Consider the following 21,283-nt stretch of genomic DNA (forward strand, 5'->3'; position numbering starts at 1 on the left):
TTCGTCCTTCAGCACGCGGGAGATCCGACATGAGCAGGTCCGGGCAGTCGCACATTCTGGCCATCGGGGGCGGGTCGTTCCGCCCGAGCGAGCGCCACAACTTCATCGAGGCGAGCGGGTTGCTGCGGTACGGCCTCGACCTGACCGGCCAGGACCGCCCCAAGCTCGGTCTGGTCGCCACCGCCCTCGGCGACTCCGCCGACTGGCTGCTGAAGATGTACGGCGCCTTCTCCGGCTGGGACGTCGAGCTGAGCCACCTGACGGTCTTCCCCATGCCCAACGTCGAGGACGCGCGGGCCTGGGCGCTCGAACAGGACATGATCTACGTCAGCGGCGGCAGCGTGGCCAACCTGATGGCGTTGTGGCGGCTGCACGGCCTCGACGAGGTCTTCGAGGAGGCCTGGCGGGCCGGCGTGGTGCTGTCCGGGCAGAGCGCGGGCGCCCTGTGCTGGCACGTGGGCGGCAACACCGACTCCTTCGGCCCGGCGCTGCGCCCGTGGGCCGACGGGATGGCGCTGCTGCCGTACTCGTGCGGGGTGCACTACAACGCCGAGCCGCAGCGCCGCCCGCTGCTGCAGGAGTCGGTCGCCTCCGGCGAGCTGCCCGGCGGGTACGCCGCCGACGAGGGCGTCGCCCTGCACTACGTGGGCACCGAGTTCATCCAGGCGGTCACCGTCGACCCGCGGGCGTACGCCTACCGGCTGGAGTACGACGGCGCCAACGGCGTCAAGGAGTTCAGGATCGAGCCACGCCTGTTGACCCCCTGATTACCCGGACAGGGTGAGGGAACGGCACAATAGGCTCATGCGCCCCACCCACGGGGACGATCCCCACGCGCTGGCCGTCGTCCGCCTCGGTGTGGACGTCCCCTACGAGCAAGCCTGGTCGTTGCAGCGCTGGATGCACGGCAAGCGGGTCGCCGGCGAGCTGGGCGACGCGGTCCTGATCCTGGAGCACGCCCCCGTCTACACCGCGGGCAGGCGCACCCTGCCCGGCGACCGTCCCGCCGACGGCACCCCCGTCGTCGACGCCGACCGGGGCGGCCGGGTCACCTGGCACGGCCCCGGCCAGCTCGTCGCCTACCCCATCGTCGCCGTCGCCGACGTCACCCGTTACGTCTGCGCCCTTGAGGAGACGATGATCCAGGTGTGCGCCGACTTCGGCGTCACCGGCCGGCGGGTGCCGGGGCGTCCGGGCGTGTGGGCGGCCGGCGACGTCGCGCTGGGGCTGCCCGACCGGCAGCTCGGCGCGGTCGGCATCCGCGTCGCGCGCGGCGTGACGATGCACGGCTTCGCGCTCAACTGCGCCAACGACCCGCGGTGGTTCAACCGGATCGCGCCGTGCGGGCTGCCCGATGCGGGGGTCTCCTCGCTCTCGGCCGAGACCGGCCGCCGGATCGTGGTCGAGGAGGTCATCCCGATCGCCGAGAAGCGGCTGGCCGAGGCGCTCGGCAGGGAGCCGTTCGACCTGCACGAGGAGGATCTGCTGCGCAGGTGACCGAACCGGCATCGAACAGCGGTTGAATCCGGATCTTTCCGGCTTAACATCGCCGTGTGAAGCGTTCCGCCGCTCTCGTCCTTGCGCTCCTGGTCCACCTGCTCACGCTGGCCTTCCTCGCGCTGGGCGCGTGGGCCGTGCTGGCGCACCTCGGCTCCCTCGTCGCGTGGCTGGCCGGCGGCGTGAGCCTGGCCGTGGGCTGGGCGCTGCGGCCCCGCCTTCCCCGCCTGCCGGCCGACGCAGAGGTGCTCGACCGCGCCGCGGCCGGCGAGCTGTACGCGCTGGCCGACCGGGTGGCCGACCGGGCCCGCGTCAAGAGGCCGCGCAAGGTCGCGGTCCGGGATCTGGCCACCGAGACCGTCTATGACCATGTGGGCGTGCCGCGCACGCCGGTGCTGGTCATCGGGCTGCCGTTGTGGCTGGCCCTGACGCCGCGGCAGCGGGTGGCGCTGCTGGCCACCGCGTACGCGCGCACCCCCGCCGCCGAGGAGCTGATCGTGGACGGCGCCCTGTTCACGCTGGCCTCCTGGCACGACGCGCTGCTCGGGTCGAGCGCTCCGCTGAAGATCAGGGAGGAGGCCCAGGCCAAGATCGCCGCTTCGTCGCTGGGCGCGATCGACCAGCCCGGCACGACGTACGAGGCGGCGGGGTTCTTCGGCCGGCTGATCGGGCAAGTGCTGGGCGGCCCGGTGCTGCTGGCGGAGTACGCGCTGACGGCGCTGGCCCGCGCCGGGCGGCCTCGTACCGAGGAACGGCGGGCGGCGATCGCCCGGCGGGTGGTGTCCGAGGCCGAGCTGGACGAGCTGCGCGACCTGGCCGCCGGCGGCTACCTGGCGCCCATCCAGGCCGCGGCCCTGCGCGGCGAGAGCGTCACGGCCATCAGGCAGGGCGCGCTGGCCCGCCACCGGCTCACCGACGACGGCGTGCTGACCTCGGCGCCGCACTCGGAGCTGCTGGACACCGCCGGGTCCGCGCTGATCGACGAGGAGCTGCTGCGCCACTACACCAGGGCGATCCGCGGCTTCGGGCTCATCACCTGACCCTCGACCGGTCCGGTTCGACGGCGGACGTAAGCTGGACGGGTGACCGTTGCTCCTGATGGCCGAAAGCTCCTCCGCCTGGAGGTGCGCAACGCCGAGACCCCTATCGAGCGCAAGCCCCCGTGGATCAAGACCAAGCTGAAGACGGGCCCCGAATACACCGAGCTGAAATCGCTCGTGCGCCGGGAGGGCCTGCACACGGTCTGTGAAGAGGCGGGCTGTCCCAACATCTACGAGTGCTGGGAAGACCGCGAGGCGACCTTCCTCATCGGCGGCGACCAGTGCACCCGCCGGTGCGACTTCTGCCAGATCGACACGGGCAAGCCCAAGGAATACGACCGCGACGAGCCGCGCCGGGTCGCCGAGTCCGTCCAGCAGATGGGCCTGCGCTACGCGACCGTGACCGGCGTGGCCCGCGACGACCTGCCCGACGGCGGCGCCTGGCTCTACGCCGAGACCGCCCGGCAGATCCACTCGCTGCTGCCCGGCTGCGGCGTCGAGCTGCTGGTGCCCGACTTCAACGGCAACCGCGACCAGCTGGAGGAGGTCTTCTCCAGCAAACCCGAGGTGTTCGCCCACAACGTCGAGACGGTGCCGCGCATCTTCAAGCGCATCCGTCCGGCCTTCCGCTACGAGCGTTCGCTCGGGGTGATCACGACGGCCCGCGAGGCCGGGCTGGTCACCAAGTCCAACCTGATCCTGGGCATGGGCGAGACCCGCGAAGAGGTCGTCGAGGCGATGCGCGACCTGCACGCCGCCGGCACCGACCTGCTGACGATCACCCAGTACCTGCGGCCGACGCCGCGCCATCACCCGGTGGAGCGCTGGGTCAAGCCGGAGGAGTTCGTCGAGCTGCAGGCCGAGGCCGAGGCGATCGGGTTCGCCGGGGTGCTGTCCGGGCCGCTGGTGCGCTCGTCCTACCGCGCGGGCAGGCTCTACCAGCAGGCCATCGCGGCCCGCCAGACCACCTGATCCAGGCTGGTCCCAGCTGATCCCGATTGATCCCGCTTGATCCCGCTTGAGCGGAGCCCCGGGCCGTTTGCCCGGGGCTTTTCGCGTCCCTAGCATGGCAGGGCCGAGGGAGGGGCGAGGCCATGGCGACCGTGATCCGCACCAGCGACCTGCCCGCGCGCAGTCGTCACGAGGCCTGGCGCGGCATCGTCTGCGACACGCTCGGGCCGCTCGACCTGCGCATCGATTCCGGCGCGCCGCTGCGGGGCGAGATCGAGCTGGGGCAATTAGGCCCCGTGGGCGTGGGCCGGGTGCGCACGTCCACGCCGCACAGCGTCCACCGCACGGCGAAGTTGATCCACCGCGACAACCCCGAGCTCTACCGGGCCGTGCTGGCCGTCTCGGGCAACCCGGTGCTGCGCCAGGACGGCCGCGAGATCCGCCTGGACAAGGGCGAGTTCGCCATCTACGACTTCACCCGCCCCTACGAGTTGGCCTACGACTCGGCCGTGCAGCTGGCGGTGTTCAGCTTCCCGCACGAGCTGCTGCCGCTGCCCTACGACGACGTGGCCAGGCTGACCGCGGTGCCCGTCTCGGCGCGCGAGGGCACCGGCGCGCTGGCCGTGCCGCTGCTGCGCCGGGTCACCCAGGACTACGACGACTACACCCCGGCCAGCGCGGCCAGGCTGGCGACGGTGGTGATGGACCTGGTCACCACGGCCCTGGCCGAACGGGCCGAGCAGGCCGCCGCGGTGCCCGAGGACGCCCGCCGCCGCGCCCTGCTGCTGCGCGTGCGCGCCTTCATCGACCAGCGGCTGGGCTGGGCCGACCTCGACCCGGCGATGGTGGCCGAGGCGCACCACGTCTCGGTGCGTTACCTGCACCGGCTGTTCGAGTCCGAGAACACGACGGTGGCCGCCTGGATCAGGCACCGGCGGCTGGAGCGCTGCCGCGCCGACCTGCTGGGCGCCCGCCACCTGCCGGTCGGCGAGGTCGGGGCGCGGTGGGGGCTGCCCGACTCGGCGCACTTCAGCAGGCTGTTCAAGCGGGCGTACGGGTTGCCGCCGGCCGAGTTCCGGCGCGCCAACCCCGTGCGCTGATCGTCAACCGTCCTGGCACGGGGATCCAAGACGCGCGGGGTCGTGGTGAGCAGACTGAAGGTGTCACAGAACACCTCAGATGCCTAGGAGCACGACATGCAGCTCTTCCTGAACCTCCCGGTCAAGGACCTGGACCGGTCGCAGAAGTTCTTCACCGAGCTCGGCTTCACCATGTACGGCATGGCCGAGGGCATGGCCTCGATGCTCGTCAACGAGCAGACCCAGGTCATGCTGCTCACCGAGCCGACGTTCTCCGCCTACGTCACCAAGGAGATCGCCGACGCCACCACCAGCACCGAGGCCATCCTGGTGCTCGGCATGGAGAACCCGGCCCAGGTGGACGAGCTGGTGGACAAGGCGCTCGCGCTCGGCGCCACCCCGGCCGGCGTGCCGCAGGAGGCCGGCGTCCGCTACCAGCGCGGCTTCGCCGACCTCGACGGGCACCACTGGGAGGCCCTCTGCCTGGTCCAGCCCGCGTGAACGGCCACGCCACCTCGGCGGACGGCACCGTGACCTCGGCGGACGGCACCGTGCTGGCCTACGACAGCTACGGCGACGGGCCGGCGGTCGTGCTGGTCAACGGCGCGTTCGGCGACCGGGCGCACCCCACGCCGGCGGGTGTGGCCGCCGGGCTGGCGCCCTGGTTCACGGTCGTCAACTACGACCGAAGGGGCCGGGGCGGCAGCGGCGACACCCGGCCGTACGCGGTCGAACGGGAGATCGAGGACCTGGCGGCGGTGATCGGGGCGGCGGGCGGGACGGCCATGGTGTTCGGGGGCTCGTCCGGCGCGGCGCTCGTGCTGGAGGCCGCCGCCCGGGGCCTCGGCATCACCAGGGTGGCGGTGTGGGAGCCGCCGTACCACGTGGACGCCGACGCTCCCCCGCTGCCGGACGACTTCGCCGCGCAGCTCGACGCGCTGGTCGACGCCGGCCGCTGGGAGGAGGCGGTCGAGCGGTTCATGGTGGAGGCGGCCGAGGTGCCGGCCGAGGCCGTGGCCGCGATGCGGGCCGACGCGTCGTGGGCGCACCTGAAGGGCGTGGCCCGCACGCTGGCCTACGAGGCCGCCGTCCTCGGGCCGGGCAACCGGCTGCCGGCCGCCACGCTGGCCGCGATCGCACAGCCGCTGCTGGTGCTGAGCGGGGAGCGGAGCCCCCGGTGGATGGCGGGCGCGGCGCGGGCGGTCGCGGCGGGCGTGCCGGGGGCGCGGCACCGGGTGCTGGAGGAGCAGTCCCACGCCGTGACGCCGGAGGCGCTGGTGCCCGAGTTGCTGGAGTTCTTCGCCCGGTGAGAGGCTTTGCGTAACGTAAAGGTCACAAACCTATCGAGTGCTCGGTTTTCTGGTGAACACTGATGCCGTGGAACTCGACGAACTGATCGCCCGGCTCGACCTCGCCACCAAGATCCGCCTGCTCACCGGGGCCGGCATGTGGTCCCTTCCGCCGATCCCCGAGATCGGGCTCGACCGGCTCGTGATGAGCGACGGCCCGATCGGCGTCCGCGGCGAGCAGTGGACCTCCGCCGACCCGTCGATCGCGCTGCCCAGCCCGACCGCGCTCGCGGCCACCTGGGACGTGGAGCTCGTCCGGCGGGCCGGCGCGCTGCTGGCCCAGGAGGCCCGGCGCAAGGGCGTGCACGTGCTGCTCGCGCCCACGATCAACCTGCACCGCTCCCCGCTCGGCGGCCGGCACTTCGAGTGCTTCTCGGAGGACCCGTACCTGACCGGCGAGATCGGCGCGGCCTACGTCGAGGGCGTGCAGGAGGGCGGCGTGGCCACCACGCCCAAGCACTTCGTGGCCAACGACTTCGAGACCGACCGCTTCACCGTGGACGTGCGGGTCGACGAGAAGACGCTGCGCGAGGTGTACCTGCGGCCGTTCGAGCGGGTGGTGCGGGCCGGCGCGTGGGGGCTGATGACGGCCTACAACTCGGTGAACGGCACGACCATGACCGAGCACTCCGCCCTGGTCAACGGCGTGCTGAAGGACGAGTGGGGGTTCGACGGGCTCGTCGTGTCCGACTGGACGGCCGTGCGCAGCACCGAGGCCGCCGCCCTCGGCGGCACCGACGTGGCCATGCCCGGCCCGTTCGGCCCGTGGGGGGACAGGCTGGAGGCCGCCGTCCGGGAGGGGCGGGTGCCCGAGTCGGTGATCGACGACAAGGTCCGGCGCGTCCTGCGGCTGGCCCGGCGTACGGGCGCGCTGGGCGGCGGCGACCGGCCCTCACCCGGCGTCGTCGACGGCCCCATCGACGGACCCGCGCTGGCCCGCGAGGTGGCCGCGCGCGGGTTCACCCTGCTCACCAACGACGGCGTGCTGCCGCTGCGGGACGTGCGCACGCTCGCGCTCATCGGCTCGGCCGCCAGCGAGGCCCGGGTCATGGGCGGCGGCAGCGCCCAGGTCTTCCCCGACCGGATCGTCTCGCCGCTGGCCGGGCTGGGCGCGCTGGAGGGCGTCGAGGTCCGGCACGCCGTCGGGACCGACCCGCGGATCCGCCTGGCGCCGCTGGCCTGCCCGGTCGTGGCGCAGTTCCTCGACGCGGCGGGCGGCCTGCTGGCCGAGCACCCGCTGGCGGCGGCCGAGGCGCGCTGGGTCGGCCAGTTGCCGCCGGACGTGGACGGCGAGCGGCTCGGGGCCGTGCGGCTGCGGGCGGCGTACACGCCGGCCACGTCGGGACGGCACGAGCTGTCGGTGGCGGGCGTGGGCGCCTTCACCGTCACGGTGAACGGCGAGACCGTGCTCGACGCGGCGATCGAGCCGGAAGGGGGCGATCCGGCGGCCGCGTTCCTGTCGCCGCCGGAGCGGCGCTTCGCCGTCGAGATGACCGCGGGCGAGCCGTACGAGCTGAGCGTGACGCATCCGGCGGGGGCCTTCGGGGGCATGGCGTTCGTGGCGTACACGCTGGGCCACGCCGACCCGGCGCCGGCGCCGGACGAGCTGATCGCCGAGGCCGTGCGGGTGGCCGCGGACAGCGACGTGGCGGTGGTCGTGGCCTCGACCACGCCGGAGGTGGAGAGCGAGGGCTTCGACCGCGAGACCCTCGCGCTCCCCGGCCGCCAGGACGAGCTGATCCGCGCCGTGGCCGCCGCCAACCCGCGCACGGTGGTGGTGGTCAACGCGGGCTCGCCGGTGGAGATGCCGTGGGCGGACGAGGTCGCGGCCGTGCTGCTGACCTGGTTCCCCGGGCAGGAGGCCGGGGCCGCGCTGGCCGACGTGCTGTCGGGCCGCGCCGAGCCGGGCGGCCGCCTGCCCACCACCTGGCCCGCCACGCTCGCGGACGCCCCCGTCACGGACGTCACCCCCGTGGACGGCGCTGTGGCCTACGACGAGGGCCCGTACATCGGGTACCGGGCCTGGGAGCGGTCGGGGCGGGTTCCGGCCTTCTGGTTCGGCCACGGCCTCGGCTACACGACGTGGAGCTACGACTCCATCGCCGCCGAGGGCTCCACCGTGACCGTCGCGCTGACCAACACCGGCGACCGCTTCGGCCGCGAGGTCGTGCAGATCTACCTCTGCCGGGGCGCCGACCGCCGCCTGGCCGGGTTCGACGTGGTCGAGGCCGGGCCGGGCGAGACCGTGATCACGACCGTCTTCCTGCCCGACAGCGCCTTCCAGGTGTGGGAGGACGGCTGGCGCACGGTCGAGGGCGAGTACACGCTCCAGGCGTCGCACCACGTCGCGGACCCGAGGCTGTCGATCACGGTGAAGATCTAGCGACAAAGGCCGGTCGCGTTTTCCATAGTGCACCAGTTGGTTTGTATCCTTCTGAGCATGGCAAAGTCCGAGGATCCAGAGAAGCCGGGGCGCATCAAGCAGCTCCGCATGATCGCGCAGATCATCAAGCAGGCCAACCCCAAGGGGATGCCGATCGTCTTCCTCTCGGCGGTGGGCACGCTGGCTGTGGTCGTCGTGATCGGCCTGGTCACGGACTACCTGTGGTATTCGGTGTTCATCGGCGTCCTGGCCGCGCTCACCGTCGGGCTGGTCGTCTTCGGCCAGCTCGCCCAGAAGGCCCAGTACTCGATCCTGCACGGCCAGACCGGCGCCGCCGCCGCGGTCCTGCAGGGCATGCGGGGCAACTGGCAGGTCACCCCGGCCATCGCCGTCAACCGTGACCAGGACCTGGTCCACCTCGTCGTCGGCTTCCCGGGGGTCGTGCTGGTCTCGGAGGGGCCGGGCAACCGGGTGGCCAAGATGCTCGCCGCCGAGAAGAAGCGGGTCGCGCGCGTGGTGCTGGGCGTCGAGATCTACGACATCCAGTGCGGCGACGGCGAGGGCCAGGTGCCGATCGCCAAGCTGCAGCGGCACATCATGAAGCTGCCGCGCAACCTGAAGAAGCCCTCGGTCAACGAGGTCAAGGACCGGCTGCGCTCGCTGCCGAAGAACCTGCCGATGCCGAAGGGCCCGATGCCCAAGGGGGCCCGCATGCCGCGCGGCCCGAAGATGCGCTAGTGCTGTCGGTCTCCTCGCGGGCCAACCGCCACTGGTGGGACGGCAACGCCGACGACTACCAGGTCGAGCACGGCGGCTTCCTGGGGGACACCGGTTTCGTCTGGTGCCCTGAGGGCGTCGACGAGGCCGAGGCGCACCTGCTGGGCGAGGTGCGCGGCCGGCGCGTGCTGGAGATCGGCTGCGGCGCGGCGCAGTGCGCGCGGTGGCTGGTGACGCAGGGGGCGCGGGTGGCCGCCTTCGACATCTCCCACCGGCAGTTGCGCCACTCCCAGCGCATCGACCTCGACACCGGCCTGCGCGTGCCCGTGGCGCAGGCCGACGCCGAGTCGCTGCCGTTCGCCTCCGGCGCCTTCGACCTGGCGTGCTCGGCGTACGGGGCGCTGCCGTTCGTGGCCGACCCGCTGGCGGTCTTCCGCGAGGTGCGCAGGGTGCTGCGGCCGGGCGGCCGGTTCGTGTTCTCGGTGAGCCACCCGATCCGGTGGGCCTTCCCCGACGATCCCGGCCCGCGCGGGCTCACCTCCGACCGCTCCTACTTCGACCGCTCGCCCTACGTCGAGCGGGACGACGACGGCACCCCCACCTACGTCGAGCACCACCGCACGATGGGCGACTGGATCGGCCTGCTGGCCGCCTCCGGGCTGACCCTCACCGGCCTGCTGGAGCCGGAGTGGCCGCGGGGGCACGAGCGGGCCTGGGGCGGCTGGAGCCCGCTGCGCGGCCGGCACATCCCCGGCACGGCCATCTTCACCTGCGCGAATACCTAGCCGCCAGCGCGGCGAAGACCTCCTTGGGCTCCCAGCGGGTCTCGTCGAGCATCCTGACCACGCCGTAGGAGCCGAGGTCGTCGGCGCCGCGCCGGTTGTAGGCGGCGAAGGTGAACCAGAACGCGGCCGCCAGGCCCTCGGCCTCGAAGACGTCGAGCAGCTCCTCGAAGTAGCGGACCTGCTCCCCCTCGTCGGGCACGGCCCCCTCGGGCACCAGGTACGCCGAGCCGCCCCGCTCCCCCGCGCCCTTGTAGGCGCAGGTGCCGAACTCGGTGGCGGCCACCGGCTTGCCGTGGGCGAAGTGGGCGCGCAGCTCCGCCGGGAAGTCCGCGGCGTTGTAGGCGGCGCGGTAGGCGTCGACGCCGACGATGTCGAAGGGCGTCCAGTCGACGAACTCCCAGGGGCCCGACGCGTACGTGAGCCGTCCGCCGAACCGGGTCCGGACCGCCGCGGCGGCCTCGGCCAGGAAGGCGTTGAAGCGGGGCGCGACGTCGGCGGCCGTCGTCTGCCACCAGGCGAGGTCGGCCGTCGTCATGGCCGCCAGGCGCTCGCCGTAGCTGGCGCCGGGGATGAAGCCGTGGCAGAACGCGCTGGTCTCGCACCCGGCGACCAGCACCACCTCGGCGCCGGTGCGGCGCAGGGACTCGGCGCGGGCGGCGCAGTCGGCGTAGAGGGCGACGGCCTGCTCGGGGGTGGCGTCCACGGGGAAGGGCGCGAACCACACCTCCAGACCGGCCGCGGCGGCCCGCTCGGCCGCGACGGAGAGCCGGTCGGGATCGCCGCCGGAGACGCGGACGGCCGTGCAGTGGAGCTCGTCGGCGATCACCCGCATCTCGCGGGCGACGACGTCGGGATCGAAGGTCCGGCGGCTGAGCTGAGGGCCGTTCAGAAACCCCGTGTCGTAGTTAATCCCTTTTTTCACTCTTTTCCCCTTTTATGGATGAAAAGCCGTTTTCGAGGAGATCGAAGGCCGTCTCGACGTCGTCCGCCAGCAGCCGGCCCGCCTCCTCCAGCGCGGCCCCCGAGGCGAGCCGGTGGAAGAACGTCTCCTGCAGCGTGGTGACCGCGGCGGTGATCTGGGCCGCCATGAGCTGGGCGGTCAGGTCGCCCGCGGGCGCGCCCAGGTCCTCGGCCAGCGCCGCGGCCAGCGCGTGCCGCTCCCCCGCGTGGGTCTGCTGGACGGCCGCCAGCAGCGCCGGGGTGGCCGCGATCACCCGGACGCGGGTCAGCAGCCCCTCCACGTCCACCTCCCGCGCGCCCTGGGCGGCCATCGTCCGGTAGTGCTCGCGCAGCGCGCCGAGCGGCGAGCGGCCCGGCGCCCGGCCCGCCACGATCGCGGCCGTGTCCTCCGTGACGCCGTCGAGAGCCAGGCACTCCTTGCTGGGGAAGTACGCGAACAGCGTGACCTTGGCGACCCCGGCCGCCTCGGCGATCTCGTTGACCGTCACCGCGTCGAAGCCGCGCTCGGCGAACAACCGCAGAGCCGTCTCCGCGATGCGCCGCCGCGTCTGCTCCTTCTTGCGCTCCCTGAGCCCCGCCATCATGGCTCAACGATAACCGTACCGGGTAAGAATTCAAACCCGGTACGGTTTCTTTACTCCGCAGTGCTCATCGGCGCGCGGGCCGCCAGGCCGGCGGTGGCGGCCAGCATGGCGGCGCTGAGCGCGAAGACGCCGAGCACGCCGGTCGCGCCCGCCACCACGCCCGCCAGGGCCGGCACCAGCACCTGACCCAGCCGGTTGCCGGTCAGGCGCAGCGCGAGCGCCGTGCCGCGCTCGCCGGCCCGCGCGCGACCGGCCACCCAGGACAGCGTCAGCGGCTGGCCCAGCCCCAGCGCGAACCCCATCAGCGCGACGACCGGCACCGCGGCGGCCGTCCCGCACAGCGGCAGCGCGGCGACGGTGACCGCGGCGGCGACGGTGCTGGTCACCAGGACGGCGCGGCGGCCGTACCGCAGGACCAGGCGTTCCATGGCGAGCCTGCTCGCCATGGTGGTGGCGGCCCGCAGCGCCAGCAGCGCGCCGACCGCGACCACCCCTGCGCCGCGGCTCTGCCCCCAGGCCGGCAGGTACGCCAGCACCAGGTCGATCGTGGACACGGTGGCCAGGCTGGTGACGAGGGCCTGCCACATGCCCTCCTGGCCGAGCGTGCCGCGCAGCGGAAAACGCCGGACGGCGGCCCGCTCGCGCGCCGGGCCCGGCCCGTCGGCCCACAGGCTCGCCAGCCCCGCCACCAGCCCGAACCCGGCCGCCACGACGAGGGCGGGCCCGACGCCGGTCGCACTGCCGGGGCCGCCGCCGGCGGCGATCGTGCCGCCCGCGACGAGGGCCGCGGCGGACGGCCCGGCGAGCTGGCCGAGCGAGGTGAACACGGTGAAGCGCGCGTAGGCCCGGTCGTGGCCCCCGGCGGCCACCCGGTTGGCGATGACGGCCTGCTGGGCGACGACGGACAGCAGATGCCCGAGCCCGAACAGCGCGTTGAGCAGCACCAGCGCCCACAACGAGCGGGCCACGGCCAGGGCCAGGGCGCTGCCGGTGATCAGCGCGGCGCCCAGCAGAGCCGCGCCGCGCTCGCCGGAGGCGTCCACCCAGCGGCCCACGGAGACGGCCGCGAAGAGCGGGAGCACCGAGAACCCGGCGGTGATGAGCCCGATGCCGAGGTTGCCCGCGCCGATCTCGATGGCCCGGTAGCTGACCATAGGACGGGCCGCGAACGTCGCCGCCTGCACGCACACCGCCGCCACCATGAGCGGGCCGAACCACCGGCCCGCCCCGGCCCGGCCGGTCGTCACATCCGGACGACCACGGTGTTGGACACCCGGTCGTGCACCCCGCGGTGGTCACGGTCCCAGATCAGGGCCGGCAGGGCCAGGCCGAGCAGGACGGTGCGCACCAGCACGGGCAGCAGGCGCGGGGCGCCGCCGTCCATGGCGGCGACGCGGACGCCGGCCAGCCGGTGGCCGAACGTCTGGCCCATGAAGCCGACGAGCAGCAGGTACTGGAGCGCGAACACCAGCACCGGCGCCCACGGGGACTCGGCCGGGTTCATCCTGAGCAGCAGCTGCACGACGACCCAGGTGCAGATCATCCAGTCGATCACGAGCGCGGCGATCCTGCGCCCCCACCCGGCGACCGATCCGCTGCCCTCCTCGGGCAGCCCGAGACGCTCACCCGGGTATCCGAGGTCGATCCCGGCCGACCGGATGCCGCCCAGCCAGGTCTGCGTCCACCGAGGCTCGTTGCTGCTCATGCCGTCAACGGTATCCGGCCCCCTGGGCGGTCGGCATCGTGACCCAACCGCGCTCTGCCGTCGCCATCATGGTCGCCATGCCACACGGGGATGACCTTGACGCGCGCTTCAACGAGGTGATCGCGCAGTTCGACGAGGGCGAGCGCCGCAGGATGCGCTCGTCCGCCGCCAAGGGGGCCAGGGAAGGCGTCACGCGGCAACGCGCGCCTCGCCCGCCGCGGCGGGACCGCTTACCCGCCGGCCACGTGCCGGCCGAGCGCGGCTCGCGCCGGCTCGGGCGCATGTCGGTGGCGCTGATCGCGCTGTGCGCGATCGTGGGCGCCGCCGGGGTCGTGGTCACCTACCGCCCCGACCTGCTCGGCGGGAACCCCGGCCTGGAGGCCCTGTCCCTGCCCGCGAATCGCGTCGACGCGGACGACCCCTTCGCCGGCTCGCCCGCCGAGCACTACGCCGACGGCGCCGCGGGCCTCGTGATGCCGGCGGCGAAGGCGCTGGGCGGCCTGTCGAAGGCGGAGGTGGCCAAGGGCCTGGAGCGCACCCGCGCCCTGCTGGCGGCGGCCCTGCTCGACCGCGAGACGCTGCTGGGCGGCAGGCCCAAGGCGTTCGCCGGGCTGCTCGACGCCGACCAGCGCGAGGAGTTCTACAAAGAGCTGGGCGGCAAGAAGTACGACAGCCGCCAGATGGTCAACAGCTTCGCCCCCGGCAGCGCCGAGCTCGCCACCGACGTGGTCAAGATCAACGGCACCGCCCGCCTCGGCACCTTCCGGGAGGACGGGCTGCACGGCGTCAAGGTCGAGGTGAACTACCTGGCCGTCTACGCCGTGCGCCGCCCCGGCGTGCCGGCCACCACCATGCGGCTGGTCTCGCAGCTCACCGGCGAGGTGCAGCTCTACCGCTCGGACGGCAAGCCCGCCGTGTACGTGGACTGGGGCATGAGCAGCACCCCGGCCGACTGCGACATCGACGACGGGTTCGTCCACCCCGTCTACGAGGACGACCCGCCCGGTTCCGTCGCGCCGACGGGCCCGGCCACCGACCCCTACGACCTGGACGTCCGGCCGGATTTCGACGGAGGCTGCGACACGTCCCAAGGGACGTGACCCTGCGTAACACATGCGAAACAATCGAGACACCGTACGGAAACGGCCGCGACTTAGCGTCGGCACGATGGCCAGTCCCTCAGGGAGGTTCGAGAGTGTTCAACTCCGCCGACGACGTCCTGAAGTTCATCAGTGACGAAGGGGTGCAGTTCGTCGATGTCAGGTTCACCGACCTGCCGGGGACGACGCACCACTTCACCTTCCCGGTCGAGAACTTCGGCGCGAACGTCTTCACCGACGGGCTCATGTTCGACGGCTCGTCCATCCGCGGCTTCCAGGCGATCCACGAGTCGGACATGCTGCTGCTGCCCGACCCGTCCAGCGCGGTGCTCGACCCGTTCCGCCAGCACAAGACGCTCAACCTGAACTTCTTCGTGCACGACCCGCTGACCGGCGAGGCCTACAGCCGCGACCCGCGCAACGTGGCGCGCAAGGCCGAGGAGTACCTCAAGGGCACCGGCATCGCCGACACGGCCTACTTCGGCCCCGAGGCCGAGTTCTACATCTTCGACGACGTGCGCTTCGAGACGAAGGCCAACGCCGGCTACTACTACATCGACTCCATCGAGGGCGCCTGGAACACCGGCAAGCGGGCCGAGGGCGGCAACCTGGGCTACAAGCCGCGCTACAAGGGCGGCTACTTCCCGGTCCCGCCGATGGACCACTTCACCGACCTGCGCTCGGAGATGGTGCGCAATCTCATCGAGTGCGGCATCGACGTCGAGATGCAGCACCACGAGGTCGGCACGGCGGGCCAGGCGGAGATCGACTTCAGGTTCGGCACGCTGCTCAAGACGGCCGACAACCTGATGCTCTACAAGTACGTCATCAAGAGCACCGCTCTGGAGTACGGCCACACCGTCACGTTCATGCCCAAGCCGATCTTCGGTGACAACGGCTCCGGCATGCACTGCCACCAGTCGTTGTGGAAGGACGGCTCGCCGCTGTTCTACGACGAGGTCGGCTACGCGGGCCTGTCCGACACCGCCCGCTACTACATCGGCGGCCTGCTGCGGCACGCGCCGTCGCTGCTGGCCTTCACCAACCCGACGGTCAACTCCTACCACCGCCTGGTCCCGGGCTACGAGGCCCCGGTCAACCTGGTCTACTCGCAGCGCAACCGCTCGGCCTGCGTGCGCATCCCGATCACGGGGTCCAACCCGAAGGCCAAGCGCATCGAGTTCCGCGTGCCCGACCCGTCGTGCAACCCGTACTTCGCCTTCTCGGCGATGCTGATGGCGGGGATCGACGGCATCCGCAACAAGATCGAGCCGCCGGAGCCGGTCGACAAGGACCTCTACGAGCTGCCGCCGGAGGAGGCCCGCCAGGTGCCGCAGGTGCCCGGCTCGCTGCCCGAGGTGCTCGACGCGCTGGAGGCCGACCACGACTACCTGCTCGAAGGCGGCGTGTTCACGCCCGACCTGATCGAGACGTGGGTGTCGTACAAGCGGGAGAACGAGGTAGACCCGATCCGCCTGCGGCCGCACCCGCACGAGTTCGAGTTGTATTACGACGTCTAAAGACGGGTTTCTCCGGCCTCGACAATCTTTCTGAGGACGGGCGTTGACCCGGGGGAAAACGTTCTCGTCCTTACGCGAGACCGAACGGGAACGGCCCGGCATCGAGTGACGATGCCGGGCCGTTCCCGATGTGCCGCGAGAATCACGGCACACGATGTACGGTCGATCAGCTGCGACCAAGGGTTCCGCGACCGTCCCGCTAACCCCTAGCCATTACGACGCCACACTCGCTCCGCCAAAAAAGGAATAGCGGCGATCTTCTCAGGGCTCAAGCGTTCCCATGACAGGCCCGTTGGTCGCTTCGGTGAGCCGCATTCGATGACCCGCTCAGGCGTGACGATGAAATCCGCACGAAAATCATGCTCATCCTCAGGCAAGTCCTCTTCGAGCACTTGGAGCTCGTGAACAGTGGTCACGATGGTGGTCTTGCTCGTCAGCAGGCCCGCCTCGGCCAGCAATGCGACCTCGATATCGGAGTAACCCGCACCCTTACCCAGGCGTACTCCGGCCCGGTTCACGGCCACGCTGCCGCACACCACGAGGTCGACTGGTCTCATCTCCTCCACACCGACCTTTCGGGCTACACGGGCTGCGACAGCTCGGTCAGCGGCCTCCTCGGCCGGCATGGATAGATCGTGCGGGTCGAGGAGGTAGAACGGCGGCACCGTGGCCAGTCTCGGCACAGCCATGTAAACGATCTTGCCTGCTTTGAGGGCACGCACCCTCACGGGAAGCTGCGCTCGGTCTGGTACAGCCTTCACAACCCGGCCACGCTGCCATGACGAAAGCGCCGTCAACCGCTCGGCGGCCTCGTCAGCACCCCTGAAGTTCGGGATGTAGCCGCGTGCTCCAGCCCCGGCCGCTCCATACTGCTCAAGGAGCGCCCACACCCGTTCGCGTACAGCCTGCTTCGCCTGGTCAATGCCAGCCACGTCGTCCCTACCCCATGGTCATGAGACTCAAGAGCCTGTCCTGCACGTCCTGCACCGCTGGAACGTCCGGCCAGGAACGCAAATCGCGACTGGCCCTGAAAACGATGTTCAGGCCACCGCCGCCCCAATTGACCTCGATCACGTCTATGGCTTGGTGCAACCTTGCCGCCGCAACATCCAGGTCGCCTTGCCGAATCGCGGCCAACGCCAGATTGCCCAGCACAATCGCGCGCGCCTTGGACTGGTCATCCAATGCCAGCGCCGTACGTTCGAGCAATGACCGTGCACGCCGGTGATCCTTCAAGAACAGATAGCACGAGCCGGCCATTCGACTGAACTGACTGGACGAGAAGAGGTCGATCGCAGCATCGGCGTCATCTACCCGGCCGAAGCAGGTATCGGCTTCGGCGAGCGCCGCTTCACATGCGGCTCGTGCGCTCAACATGGCATGTGCCTCAGCCAAATGCAGCAGGGCCAAGCCGCGCAGTACCTCACTGGCGTGCATGGTGATCTCCGCAGTCTGCTGGGCAAGAGTGAGCGCGGTACGCGGGCTTTGCTCGCCGTACAGGACCACGATCGTCTTGCGCAGCAAGGCGAGCCCTTCTGCTACCGGATCACAGCACTGACGTGCGGCTCGCAGCGCCTGGTCGAGGTATAGGTGGGCCGTCGCATGGTCACGTCGCTGAGAGGCGTCCCAGACGAGTTGGCCCATGAGAGTGGCGGCTTCAGCTTCCACGACGGACAGTTCGCGCCGGACGCGCCCATTGAGGCTGTGCGCGCTCAGGAAGCGAACCTGGGCGAGGTACTGCCCAGCATCGGCCAAGAGCGCGGTCGATGGTTCGCAGACGTACCGGTCATCGAGCTGGTGGACCTGGAGCCGTAGGTGGGCCACAGCGACCAGGTCGAGGCGAGCGGGGAGGTGGGCGGTCAGTACGAAGCGCTCCTGGTCGTCAGTCGCGCCCTGGGGCAGGCGCCACATCGCGGCGGGCGGTGCGAGGGCCACCAGTTCGCCGCCTGCCGCGAGTGCTTTGTCCAGTGCGGTGGCGACCGCCAGGCTGGGTGTGCTCCGTCCGTGTTCGAGATCGGAGATGTAGCTCTTGCTGCAGTTGGACAGCCGGGCAAGATCACGGACGGACATGCCCGCGTCCAGGCGTAGACGCCGAAGTGCCCCGTCGAACAGTTCTGCGTCCATGAGGTGCTCCCCATCGCATCGCCGAGTGTCCGCCGGGTGTCCGGAACTGCTCCGGACACCCGGCGGACAAGCAACCCCTAGCCATTACTGACGGTCCTGACAACGCTACTCCTGTGAGCTGCTTCTACCAGCGCCCTCACGACAAAAGGCGGCCCCGGCCCACCGCTCGCGAACTCCGGCGGAAGTTCCAGGGCCTTGATCAGGAATAGAGGTTCTGCCCCATGCGGAAGCGTAGAGCCGTCCGGTGGCGGTGGCCGAGGCCCTCCCGGCGCCCCCACCCGCTCGGCTGCCTTCAACAGGTTCCGGTGACCAGACGAGATATGGCCGGACCAGCGCGGGCAACGCGCCGGCATCCGCCGCCCTGCGCACGTCGTCATCCGCGAACGCAGGCACGTCCACTCGCGGCCGGCAGGCCGCGAGCCCATCGAGGTCCCACTGCGGCCTGCTCGGGCAAAGGTCGCATCCGATCGACACAGGACGCGTGCTTGCTCACGTCCAGATGGACCAGCGTTTCCACGTCCCTGCCGGCCCCGCACACCGTCCTGATCCTGCTCGGCCCGCTCCGGTGAACGGTCGCGGGGAGAGAGCAGGTGACGGAACGAATCGGCCGAGCGCCACGGCCGAGTAAACATATCGCTTCGTCCCGGGTGTGGGAACCGCAGCGGGCCGCCGGAGGCGGAACGGTCCGTATCTGGCACACGTCATGCTGTGGCGCCTACGAATTGGCCAGCCTCGGGGGCCAATACTTCGTGCTCCGTCAGGACGGCCGCGGTGGCTACGAGGAGACCGCGCGCGGCGTCCACGCTCACGCCCTGGCGGCCTACATCGAGCTCGTGACCGAACACCGCCACCCCCACGGGCGGAGAGGAGAGCCCGCCGAACCCGGCCCTCTCCTGGAAGTCCCCGAGCAGCCCGGCCGGCCGTCGATCGAGCGGCGGGCCGGGTGACCGTAGCGCCGAACCGGCGCACGGGCCACCGACGCCCCGGTACCTGCCGGGGCCGAAAGGAGAAACACACATGGATTTGTACGCGCTCCCGCTCGGCGAGCTGGAGTTCAGCCGCCGGTGCGGCGGCAACCAGCAGAACGAGGACGGTGAGTCGTGCGTCGAGATCGCCCCGATCCCGGGCGTCGAGGACGTGTTCGCCCTGCGTGACTCGAAGAACCCGAACGCCGGGACGCTCCGCTTCACCCGGAACGAGCTTCACGCCGCCGGCATGACCACCATCTGAACCATCCGATGACAGGGGTGGTCCCTGCCTGACCGAAACAAGCAGGGGCCACCCCCTGAAGACCACTCTACGGAGCAGCATGCATTGGCACGCCTACCAGTGGACCGGCTCTGGGGTCGAACGCGGCGACGAGGCCGGGCGGCGGCCCTCCTCCCCCGATTTCCCCACCTCGCCGCTGCCGCCCATGCGCACCGGCGACTGGCTGGCCAAGCCGTCCGCTCGCGTCGCGGGCACGTTCGACGACGTCACCGCCGCCGTCAAATGGCTGGCCGACCAGTACCACGTCGTCTCCGGCCTGCTCCTCCACCCCGATCGCGTCCCGCTGGACGACCGGCTCGGCACCGCCCGCGACGCCATCTCCCGAGGGGTGGACGTGCAGTGGGGCGAATGGCTGCACGGCGGCCGGTTCGCCACGGTCGGCATGATCTGCTGCCCCAACCGCCACGTCCCCCACCCCTGCCCGACCCGCGCCCGGTGACGACTGCCACACGGCGTATCCGCAGCGCTTCTCCGTGCCGCAGAAGCGCTGCGGCGGCCCTAAGGCGAAGGGGCCGTCCGCGTTTCGCGCGGCGATAAACGCAAAATGCTCACCTCACGACATTTCCTGACAAAGTCGGGCCGCTCGGGCGGGAGACAAATGCTACCTTTCCCCTCCCGCCTATCAATGATCATGCGATGCCTGGATACTGTCGCCATGTCACGACGGAAGCTTATGTGGGCGGGGGGCGTCGTCACCGTCGGCGCGATGGCCGCTCTGGCCGTCTACTTCGCCGTGGTCGGCCTTGAGCGGGCCGAGAAGATCGCCACTGTGCTGGCGCTGTTCATCGCCCTGGCCGGCCTGGCGCTGGCCGTTCCGGGCCTTCTGGAAATGCGCCGGGATTCGGCGCCTCCCGGCGAACTCGACCCGCCCCCGCCTGCCGGGAAAACGAAGGAACGCTCCTCGCCCGGGAATCGCACGGTGAACCTGAACGGCCCGAACAACATCTACAACGAAGCGCCGTCCCGGATTCACATCGAGAACTACAAGAAGTAATCAGGAACGACGCGAAAGACGATGGAGTTCGCTGCGAGGATCTGTGTCACATAGCGACGATGTCATTGTTGCCATTCTCCGCAAGATCGCCGACGGGACCCACGACGACCGGGACATCGACTATTTGAAGAAGTCGATGCGCTCGTCCGACAGGAACGTCGTCCTCTTCGGAGACACCACCGTGTACCTGGAGCAGGGCGGGGAGGTGGTCATCAACTCGACGGTGGTCCGCGGCGCGGACGCCGACGCCATCGGCGACGTCGTACGGGACCTGCTGGACGAGCACGACGAGGACATCCCCCGTGGCTCGCTGCGCAGCGTCGGCGGCTTCATCTACGGCGCCGGCTTGCTGATCGGCGTCGGCAGCGTCGGATTCAGCATGATCAATAGCGCCCTCGGCGGCGGCCGTTCGTCCCATGACGTCTTTCCCAACGCGTTCATCGGGCTTTTCGTCGGCGCGATCGTCACGGTGGTCGGCCAGCTCGTCAAGGAGTCCGAGAAACGCCGCGACCGCGCGCGGCGGAGAAACGGCGGCGGCAGCGCCGCCGCCCGCCGGACCGGGCCCGCCCGCGGATCCGGCGGGTCCTTCGCCGGAGGGCTGTCGAAGCTGGTGGAGATAGCGGGAGTGGTCATCTGCTTCATCGGCATCTATCTGTTCGTCTCCCCCGCCTTTCCCCTGTCGAGCGGGGAGATGACCATCACCGAACTGGCCGCCAAAGGATGGCCGCCGCCGATGGCCATGCAGGGATTCGCGGTTCTCGCCGCAGGAATGGTCGTGGCGGCCGTGGGCAAGATCATGGGCGGCTGGACCAGGAAGTGAGCCGGGCCTGCCGCGCCGTCAGGCGTTCTCGCCGGACGCGGATGGGGTCGTGAAGCACCAGAGGAATGATCTGGCGGGTGGGGCGGAACGCGGTTACGGTGATCCCAGATCGCGCGGCCGGCGTCCCGCCGATCGCGCCCGAGGGATCTGGAGGACCTTCATGAAGCTCAGGCGAGGGGTGTTAGCCGCGGTACTGACCGCGGGCGCTCTGTGTCTCGTCTCGACTCCGGCTCACGCCATCCCCCCGCCGCCGCCCGGCGGCGACCTCCTCATCGTCTTCGCCTACTTCAACGGCGACCAGCTCGTCGGCCAGCGCTGGTTCGGCTGCGGCCAGCCCGCCGGCGAGTGGGGCGTCCTGTCGGGCACCCAGAAGGTCTACTTCACGCCCTGCTGAGCCGTGAGCGAG

24 protein-coding genes are annotated in these 21,283 nt (G+C 71.1%); 18 read left to right on the forward strand and 6 right to left on the reverse strand.

Features of this window, described 5'->3' with window-relative positions; all coding sequences use genetic code 11:
• Positions 1-29: 29 nt before the first annotated feature.
• The 10 genes from AB0J76_RS26630 to AB0J76_RS26675 all read left to right on the forward strand — a co-directional run bounded on the left by AB0J76_RS26630 (position 30) and on the right by AB0J76_RS26675 (position 9,801).
• Positions 30-767 (forward strand): peptidase E, encoded by a 738-nt coding sequence (locus AB0J76_RS26630; RefSeq protein ID WP_352323059.1) that lies wholly within the window; start codon positions 30-32, stop codon positions 765-767.
• A gap of 37 nt (positions 768-804) precedes the next feature.
• Positions 805-1,497, forward strand: a complete 693-nt coding sequence (gene lipB / locus AB0J76_RS26635; RefSeq protein WP_352323058.1) for a lipoyl(octanoyl) transferase LipB — start codon at positions 805-807, stop codon at positions 1,495-1,497.
• Between the two features lie 56 nt (positions 1,498-1,553).
• Positions 1,554-2,537 carry a M48 family metallopeptidase gene (locus AB0J76_RS26640; protein WP_352323057.1) on the forward strand — a complete coding sequence of 328 codons (984 nt, stop codon included), beginning with the start codon at positions 1,554-1,556 and terminating at the stop codon, positions 2,535-2,537.
• Positions 2,538-2,579: 42 nt separating this feature from the next.
• A complete protein-coding gene (lipA, locus tag AB0J76_RS26645; RefSeq protein ID WP_352323056.1) occupies positions 2,580-3,509 on the forward strand; it encodes a lipoyl synthase in 930 nt (309 codons plus the stop codon).
• 122 nt (positions 3,510-3,631) lie between these two features.
• On the forward strand, positions 3,632-4,588 hold the full coding sequence (locus AB0J76_RS26650; protein ID WP_352323055.1) for a helix-turn-helix domain-containing protein: 957 nt from the start codon (positions 3,632-3,634) through the stop codon (positions 4,586-4,588).
• Between the two features lie 96 nt (positions 4,589-4,684).
• Positions 4,685-5,068: a VOC family protein gene (locus AB0J76_RS26655; protein WP_352323054.1), complete on the forward strand. Its 384-nt coding sequence runs from the start codon at positions 4,685-4,687 to the stop codon at positions 5,066-5,068.
• Positions 5,065-5,877 carry an alpha/beta hydrolase gene (locus tag AB0J76_RS26660; protein ID WP_352323053.1) on the forward strand — a complete coding sequence of 271 codons (813 nt, stop codon included), beginning with the start codon at positions 5,065-5,067 and terminating at the stop codon, positions 5,875-5,877. The genes AB0J76_RS26655 and AB0J76_RS26660 overlap by 4 nt, the downstream gene beginning before the upstream one ends.
• Before the next feature lie 67 nt (positions 5,878-5,944).
• On the forward strand, positions 5,945-8,299 hold the full coding sequence (locus tag AB0J76_RS26665) for a glycoside hydrolase family 3 C-terminal domain-containing protein (protein ID WP_352323052.1): 2,355 nt from the start codon (positions 5,945-5,947) through the stop codon (positions 8,297-8,299).
• Positions 8,300-8,356: 57 nt separating this feature from the next.
• Positions 8,357-9,037, forward strand: coding sequence for a DUF4191 domain-containing protein (locus AB0J76_RS26670; RefSeq protein WP_352323051.1), 681 nt, complete (start codon positions 8,357-8,359; stop codon positions 9,035-9,037).
• Entirely contained in the window at positions 9,037-9,801 is a 765-nt protein-coding gene (locus AB0J76_RS26675; protein WP_352323050.1) for a methyltransferase domain-containing protein, read from the forward strand. The genes AB0J76_RS26670 and AB0J76_RS26675 overlap by 1 nt, the downstream gene beginning before the upstream one ends.
• Here the strand turns inward: AB0J76_RS26675 and AB0J76_RS26680 are convergent.
• The 4 genes from AB0J76_RS26680 to AB0J76_RS26695 are packed head-to-tail and all read right to left on the reverse strand — an operon-like array spanning position 9,782 to position 13,050.
• Positions 9,782-10,723, reverse strand: coding sequence for a hypothetical protein (locus AB0J76_RS26680; RefSeq protein WP_352323049.1), 942 nt, complete (start codon positions 10,721-10,723; stop codon positions 9,782-9,784). The two genes, AB0J76_RS26675 and AB0J76_RS26680, sit on opposite strands and share 20 nt — an antisense overlap.
• A complete protein-coding gene (locus AB0J76_RS26685; protein WP_352323048.1) occupies positions 10,707-11,345 on the reverse strand; it encodes a TetR family transcriptional regulator in 639 nt (212 codons plus the stop codon). The genes AB0J76_RS26680 and AB0J76_RS26685 overlap by 17 nt, the downstream gene beginning before the upstream one ends.
• A gap of 50 nt (positions 11,346-11,395) precedes the next feature.
• Positions 11,396-12,592, reverse strand: a complete 1,197-nt coding sequence (locus AB0J76_RS26690) for an MFS transporter (RefSeq protein ID WP_352323047.1) — start codon at positions 12,590-12,592, stop codon at positions 11,396-11,398.
• The gene (locus AB0J76_RS26695) at positions 12,589-13,050 is read right to left on the reverse strand and encodes an RDD family protein (RefSeq protein ID WP_352323046.1); all 462 of its coding nucleotides are present in this window, start codon (positions 13,048-13,050) and stop codon (positions 12,589-12,591) included. Before AB0J76_RS26695 ends, AB0J76_RS26690 begins: the two co-directional genes overlap by 4 nt.
• Positions 13,051-13,127: 77 nt before the next feature.
• Here AB0J76_RS26695 and AB0J76_RS26700 point away from each other — a divergent pair, with 77 nt between their 5' ends.
• Both AB0J76_RS26700 and glnA read left to right on the forward strand, forming a co-directional pair.
• The gene (locus tag AB0J76_RS26700; RefSeq protein ID WP_352323045.1) at positions 13,128-14,150 is read left to right on the forward strand and encodes a hypothetical protein; all 1,023 of its coding nucleotides are present in this window, start codon (positions 13,128-13,130) and stop codon (positions 14,148-14,150) included.
• A gap of 95 nt (positions 14,151-14,245) precedes the next feature.
• Complete coding sequence (gene glnA / locus AB0J76_RS26705) at positions 14,246-15,670, forward strand: type I glutamate--ammonia ligase (protein ID WP_352323044.1); 1,425 nt, start codon at positions 14,246-14,248, stop codon at positions 15,668-15,670.
• A gap of 206 nt (positions 15,671-15,876) precedes the next feature.
• Here glnA and AB0J76_RS26710 read toward each other — a convergent pair whose 3' ends face one another.
• The gene (locus AB0J76_RS26710) at positions 15,877-16,602 is read right to left on the reverse strand and encodes a 5-formyltetrahydrofolate cyclo-ligase (protein WP_352323043.1); all 726 of its coding nucleotides are present in this window, start codon (positions 16,600-16,602) and stop codon (positions 15,877-15,879) included.
• Between the two features lie 7 nt (positions 16,603-16,609).
• Complete coding sequence (locus AB0J76_RS26715; protein WP_352323042.1) at positions 16,610-17,794, reverse strand: helix-turn-helix transcriptional regulator; 1,185 nt, start codon at positions 17,792-17,794, stop codon at positions 16,610-16,612.
• Between the two features lie 749 nt (positions 17,795-18,543).
• Here AB0J76_RS26715 and AB0J76_RS26720 point away from each other — a divergent pair.
• The 6 genes from AB0J76_RS26720 (at position 18,544) to AB0J76_RS26745 (ending at position 21,271) form a co-directional block, all read left to right on the forward strand.
• On the forward strand, positions 18,544-18,741 hold the full coding sequence (locus tag AB0J76_RS26720) for a hypothetical protein (RefSeq protein WP_352331366.1): 198 nt from the start codon (positions 18,544-18,546) through the stop codon (positions 18,739-18,741).
• A gap of 70 nt (positions 18,742-18,811) precedes the next feature.
• A complete protein-coding gene (locus AB0J76_RS26725; protein ID WP_352331368.1) occupies positions 18,812-19,024 on the forward strand; it encodes a DUF397 domain-containing protein in 213 nt (70 codons plus the stop codon).
• 79 nt (positions 19,025-19,103) lie between these two features.
• Positions 19,104-19,502, forward strand: coding sequence for a hypothetical protein (locus tag AB0J76_RS26730; protein WP_352331370.1), 399 nt, complete (start codon positions 19,104-19,106; stop codon positions 19,500-19,502).
• 216 nt (positions 19,503-19,718) lie between these two features.
• Positions 19,719-20,057, forward strand: coding sequence for a hypothetical protein (locus tag AB0J76_RS26735; protein WP_364390736.1), 339 nt, complete (start codon positions 19,719-19,721; stop codon positions 20,055-20,057).
• A gap of 43 nt (positions 20,058-20,100) precedes the next feature.
• Positions 20,101-20,877: a hypothetical protein gene (locus AB0J76_RS26740; protein ID WP_364390738.1), complete on the forward strand. Its 777-nt coding sequence runs from the start codon at positions 20,101-20,103 to the stop codon at positions 20,875-20,877.
• A gap of 160 nt (positions 20,878-21,037) precedes the next feature.
• Positions 21,038-21,271: a hypothetical protein gene (locus AB0J76_RS26745; RefSeq protein ID WP_352330718.1), complete on the forward strand. Its 234-nt coding sequence runs from the start codon at positions 21,038-21,040 to the stop codon at positions 21,269-21,271.
• Positions 21,272-21,283: the final 12 nt, after the last annotated feature.

The sequence above is a fragment of the Nonomuraea sp. NPDC049624 genome (assembly GCF_040675255.1).
Taxonomy (GTDB): Bacteria; Actinomycetota; Actinomycetes; order Streptosporangiales; family Streptosporangiaceae; genus Nonomuraea.

Coding starts and splice junctions, on each gene's coding strand:
- AB0J76_RS26730 (WP_352331370.1), top strand. CDS start 19,104: ATGCATTGGCACGCCTACCAGTGGACCGGCTCTGGGGTCGAACGCGGC.
- AB0J76_RS26650 (WP_352323055.1), top strand. CDS start 3,632: ATGGCGACCGTGATCCGCACCAGCGACCTGCCCGCGCGCAGTCGTCAC.
- AB0J76_RS26715 (WP_352323042.1), bottom strand. CDS start 17,794: ATGGACGCAGAACTGTTCGACGGGGCACTTCGGCGTCTACGCCTGGAC.
- AB0J76_RS26700 (WP_352323045.1), top strand. CDS start 13,128: ATGCCACACGGGGATGACCTTGACGCGCGCTTCAACGAGGTGATCGCG.
- AB0J76_RS26655 (WP_352323054.1), top strand. CDS start 4,685: ATGCAGCTCTTCCTGAACCTCCCGGTCAAGGACCTGGACCGGTCGCAG.
- AB0J76_RS26685 (WP_352323048.1), bottom strand. CDS start 11,345: ATGATGGCGGGGCTCAGGGAGCGCAAGAAGGAGCAGACGCGGCGGCGC.
- AB0J76_RS26725 (WP_352331368.1), top strand. CDS start 18,812: ATGGATTTGTACGCGCTCCCGCTCGGCGAGCTGGAGTTCAGCCGCCGG.
- AB0J76_RS26735 (WP_364390736.1), top strand. CDS start 19,719: ATGTCACGACGGAAGCTTATGTGGGCGGGGGGCGTCGTCACCGTCGGC.
- AB0J76_RS26630 (WP_352323059.1), top strand. CDS start 30: ATGAGCAGGTCCGGGCAGTCGCACATTCTGGCCATCGGGGGCGGGTCG.
- lipB (WP_352323058.1), top strand. CDS start 805: ATGCGCCCCACCCACGGGGACGATCCCCACGCGCTGGCCGTCGTCCGC.
- AB0J76_RS26745 (WP_352330718.1), top strand. CDS start 21,038: ATGAAGCTCAGGCGAGGGGTGTTAGCCGCGGTACTGACCGCGGGCGCT.
- AB0J76_RS26670 (WP_352323051.1), top strand. CDS start 8,357: ATGGCAAAGTCCGAGGATCCAGAGAAGCCGGGGCGCATCAAGCAGCTC.
- AB0J76_RS26695 (WP_352323046.1), bottom strand. CDS start 13,050: ATGAGCAGCAACGAGCCTCGGTGGACGCAGACCTGGCTGGGCGGCATC.